The 3874-nt window shown below is 33.5% G+C and carries 6 protein-coding genes; 5 read left to right on the top strand and 1 reads right to left on the bottom strand.

Translation table 11 applies throughout. The features are described from left to right. From CEF19_RS07930 to CEF19_RS07910, 5 genes are all read left to right on the top strand, one after another. Nucleotides 1–500 (top strand): GNAT family N-acetyltransferase (locus tag CEF19_RS07930; RefSeq protein ID WP_100408245.1); only part of this gene is annotated, 500 nt, incomplete at its 5' end. A gap of 155 nt (nucleotides 501–655) precedes the next feature. Next, nucleotides 656–1129, top strand: coding sequence for an NUDIX domain-containing protein (locus CEF19_RS07925; RefSeq protein ID WP_100405597.1), 474 nt, complete (start codon nucleotides 656–658; stop codon nucleotides 1127–1129). A gap of 146 nt (nucleotides 1130–1275) precedes the next feature. Further along, nucleotides 1276–1791 carry a hypothetical protein gene (locus CEF19_RS07920; RefSeq protein WP_100405596.1) on the top strand — a complete coding sequence of 172 codons (516 nt, stop codon included), beginning with the start codon at nucleotides 1276–1278 and terminating at the stop codon, nucleotides 1789–1791. A gap of 179 nt (nucleotides 1792–1970) precedes the next feature. After that, the gene (locus CEF19_RS07915; RefSeq protein WP_100405595.1) at nucleotides 1971–2267 is read left to right on the top strand and encodes a hypothetical protein; all 297 of its coding nucleotides are present in this window, start codon (nucleotides 1971–1973) and stop codon (nucleotides 2265–2267) included. A 278-nt stretch (nucleotides 2268–2545) separates the two neighbouring features. After that, the gene (locus tag CEF19_RS07910) at nucleotides 2546–2998 is read left to right on the top strand and encodes a Type 1 glutamine amidotransferase-like domain-containing protein (protein ID WP_100405594.1); all 453 of its coding nucleotides are present in this window, start codon (nucleotides 2546–2548) and stop codon (nucleotides 2996–2998) included. A 307-nt stretch (nucleotides 2999–3305) separates the two neighbouring features. On the opposite strand, the gene CEF19_RS07905 is transcribed toward CEF19_RS07910, so the two are convergent. Next, nucleotides 3306–3874 (bottom strand): IS110 family RNA-guided transposase (locus CEF19_RS07905; protein ID WP_157801074.1); only part of this gene is annotated, 569 nt, incomplete at its 5' end.

Here is a 3874-nt window from a genome sequence, read left to right as displayed (position 1 = left end):
TAAAAGATGCAAAACGATTATTTGAGCTAACAGATAAATCTAGAGAACACTTAAGAAAGTGGCTTCCATGGTTGGATAATAATACAAAGGTTGAAGATACTCAGAAATTCATAAAATTCAGCTTGAAAAGTTACGCAGAAAACACGGGGATGAATTCAGTTATTTTATATAAAGGAGAAATAGTAGGGGTTGCAGGTTATAACGAAATTGATTCGGCTAACAAAATTGCTTATATTGGATATTGGCTCGGCCGAGAATATCAAGGAAACGGGATAATCACTAGAGTATCTAAAGCTTTAACTGATTATGCTTTCAACGAATTAAAACTAAATCGTGTTGAAATTACTGTCGCTGTTGAAAACAAAAAAAGCAGAGCCATCCCTGAAAGATTAGGATTTTCTAACGAAGGATGTAAAAGGCAAGTAGAATGGCTATATGACCACTATGTTGACCATATTTTTTATGGAATGATAGCTAAAGATTGGAACAATAAGAAATAAGTAATCTCTTATTAACTTAAAGGGTGCGATGCTTGAATAATCGAAGCATCGCTTTTTTGTTCGACTAACGTGAGCAATTAATTCAATAACAGAATATCCCAATCTAATGTAAAATAAGAATAGAATAAACTACTTTGAAAGGTGGGAGATAAACATTGTCTTATCATATTAGAGTTAGAGCAGGTGCAGTTATTATACAGGATAATTCGGTTCTCTTAATTGAATTTAATGACGAAAACGGTTTGCATTATAATTTACCAGCTGGAGGGGTTGAGCCCAATGAAACGATTATTGAAGCTGTTAGAAGAGAATCACAAGAAGAAGCGTCTATTGATGTTGAAGTTGGTTCGCTAGCGTTTGTTTACGAGTATGCACCACATCTAAACTCTAATAAATATGGAGAAACACACTCTTTAGGTCTAATGTTTGATTGTAAAATTAAAGAAGGATTTAGTCCGAAACTTCCGAATATTCCTGACCCAAATCAGACTGGTGTAAAATGGGTTAAGCTATCTGACTTAAAAAAGGTTATTTTGTACCCAAACATAAGAGAACATATAATTAACTACATAGAAAATAAAAGAAATATAGACATAATTGAAGAGCATTTATTGGAAGAGTACGTTTAATATTATTGTATTAACGGAGAGCATTCCTTCAACAAGGGATGCTTTTTTTATGTCAACAGTATGGAAATTAATGTTAAACTAAACTGGCAGGATAATTAAAGATAGCTTCGGGATTATGTGTTAACTTTTATAAAGGAGGTGCTTGAATGAAAAAGTGGTTTATTATACTGGGAGCTACGCTAGTATTAAGCGTTATTATATTTAACTATGTTTTTTCAAAAGGAGAATTTGTTATCGGTTCTACCTCTTATATTGCTAAAGATGCCCCAATTGTGGAAGAAAGGCTTCCGTTTTATATGGGCTACGGTCTGCATTGGGGTGGTTTTGGAAAACCGACTTTAACCAACGTAACATTAATAAAACACGATGGAATGGAGCTAAATGAAGAAGATTTACAATTATCGGTCACTTCGATGATTGATGAAATGGGTGTAACGGGAGTGATAGACGAAGATTTCGCAATTGAAGAAGGGTATATCAACGAATACTTACCAGTAGAAAACTATAAAGTAGAAGACAACTTCATGCTCGTTTTTCGGGTGGAACTACACGATGCAAACTATGAAAATAACATAAGTCATCTCATTATCGAATACAAAAATTTTGGTTTTCGTCAACAGCAAACAATGGAATTCGAAGGTTTTTTCAAGGGATTAGAATAAAGTTTCTATATAGTTCTTGAATAACTCCTTCTGCTTGTGAATGAATGTACTTAAACAAACGGGTGCAATCCTTTAAGAAACGGGGATTACTCTATTTCTTATTGAAGTAACGGAGCAGTAGAGTTTAACAAAGATATGGATTTTTATGGTAAAGTTATATGTATGAGGAGGTCTTTTAAATGAATTTTATTTTGTTAATTACAGCTATACTTGTTTTGTTCTTTTCATTAAAACAGATGACATTGGTTGAAAAAAGTAAAAATAAATCAACCATGCAAGAAATTAAGCAAAATATTAGTTTACTTCTATGCGGTATTCCATCAATTGTGGCATTGGTTTTTATTCCTTATCAAGTTTGGGTATTAACTGGGAAGTCTAATGACTGGGATGGGGTTTATATTATAGGTGGAACTGTTATCATTGCAATAATTATTAGTTTTGTTTTCTACTATAAAAGAAAATTGAAATTCAACTAACGGGGGCGTTTCTGTAATAAAGCGGGAATGCTTTTTCTTTTCTCTCCTAAATAAAAGGAAATTAATGTTAAAATGAATATGACGTTGTTAATCTAAAGAAGCATGCTAATGAATGAAAATAGAATGTATTCTAATAAATGGAAATGGTTCAATGTTGCCTTTATTTTTAACTTCTAATGGATTGTACGAGGACGATGTTTTTATAGAGTTTTTGAAGGTTGTAGAAGACCATAAAATTCAAAAAAAAATATGTTTTATAACAACAGCCATAAGAAAACGTGATAGAGCTTTCCATCAAGAGAAAACTGAAAAATTATTTAATAAGGCTGGTTTCAAAAGTGGATTTTATAGACATAGAGGTAGACGATTCAAGTAGACTTAGAGATTATCCTATTGTAAGTATTTTTGGTGGAGACTCATTTTTTCTCTTAGAACAATTAAGAGGTAGCGGTGCTATTGAAATTATAAGGGAGATACGAAAAGGGCATTTTATTGTTGGTCACAGCTCTGGAGCAGCTGTTTTAGGCAAGTCTATAAGTCATGCACAACTCTTACATCCGGAATGGAATACAATAAACCTTGTTGATTTAGAAGGGATAGGGTTATTTGATGGCGTTATACTACCACATAGCAATAGATACACGAAGAGGGAAGGATTAATTAAAGAGTATTTAGAAAAGAATCTATACAATGTCATTAGAATTAATGACTATAAATATGAAATTGTTTAGTTAGAGATAGATGGCTGTATTTAAGAAAGTACGTGTGTTATCACATGCATAGGATTTAAATCATCTTCAACGGGTGCAAGAATGTAAGAAGGGCTACTGACAGATAGCTCCTATTCTTGTTGAACTAAAGGGAGAGATGCTTTAACAAGGCATGGCTTATCTTGTTTCGCTAAACCAGCTAATAGTTTGTCAATATTTTTCAATAAAAAAGTTTAAATGCAAATGATATACTAAAAATGAGTACACTAAATAACCTAACATTTCTCAGCACTTGGAAGGTTTTGGACTATTTAGCTAGACGTAGTGATTATACTACATCTTGGAATAATGTGTTGCTTTTTAACAGGGCAAAAATCCAATGTAAGAGCTTATTTACACAAGCAATGACAGCCACTTTGAAAGGCTTTCCTTCATCACGTTTCTTGTCGTAGAACTCACGTAATTTCTTATTACGAGGGATAATTTCATCACTCGTTTTCTTCTTACGACAGTCTCGAATTGCACACCTTACACCCATATATAATGCGTGCCGAAGCCTACTGGAACCACGTTTTGTAATCCGATTCTTAGTAGCTGTGAATTTACCAGATTCAAAAACGCTTGGATCTACTCCAGCGAATGCGACTAGCTTCTTAGGATGATCAAATCGATCGATTTCCCCAATCTCGGATATAATCGTTGCCGCGATCTTTTCTCCGATTCCAGGAATTGATTTGATAATGGTATATTCTTCAACTTCTTTCGCAAGGGCATCTATCTCTGACTCTAACGTTGATAGGTGCTCTTTGTATTGGAGAAGAATATTAATAAACATCCCCAGACTCAAAATATGACTCTGATAAACAGTTTTCTCAAATGGATTACGCATAGCTGCAG

It is taken from the genome of Bacillus solitudinis, assembly GCF_002797395.1.
Taxonomy (GTDB): Bacteria; Bacillota; Bacilli; order Bacillales; family Bacillaceae_D; genus Halalkalibacter_A; species Halalkalibacter_A solitudinis.
The sequence above is the reverse complement of the archived record's forward strand: the minus strand, read 5'-3'. Positions and strand labels throughout refer to the sequence as shown.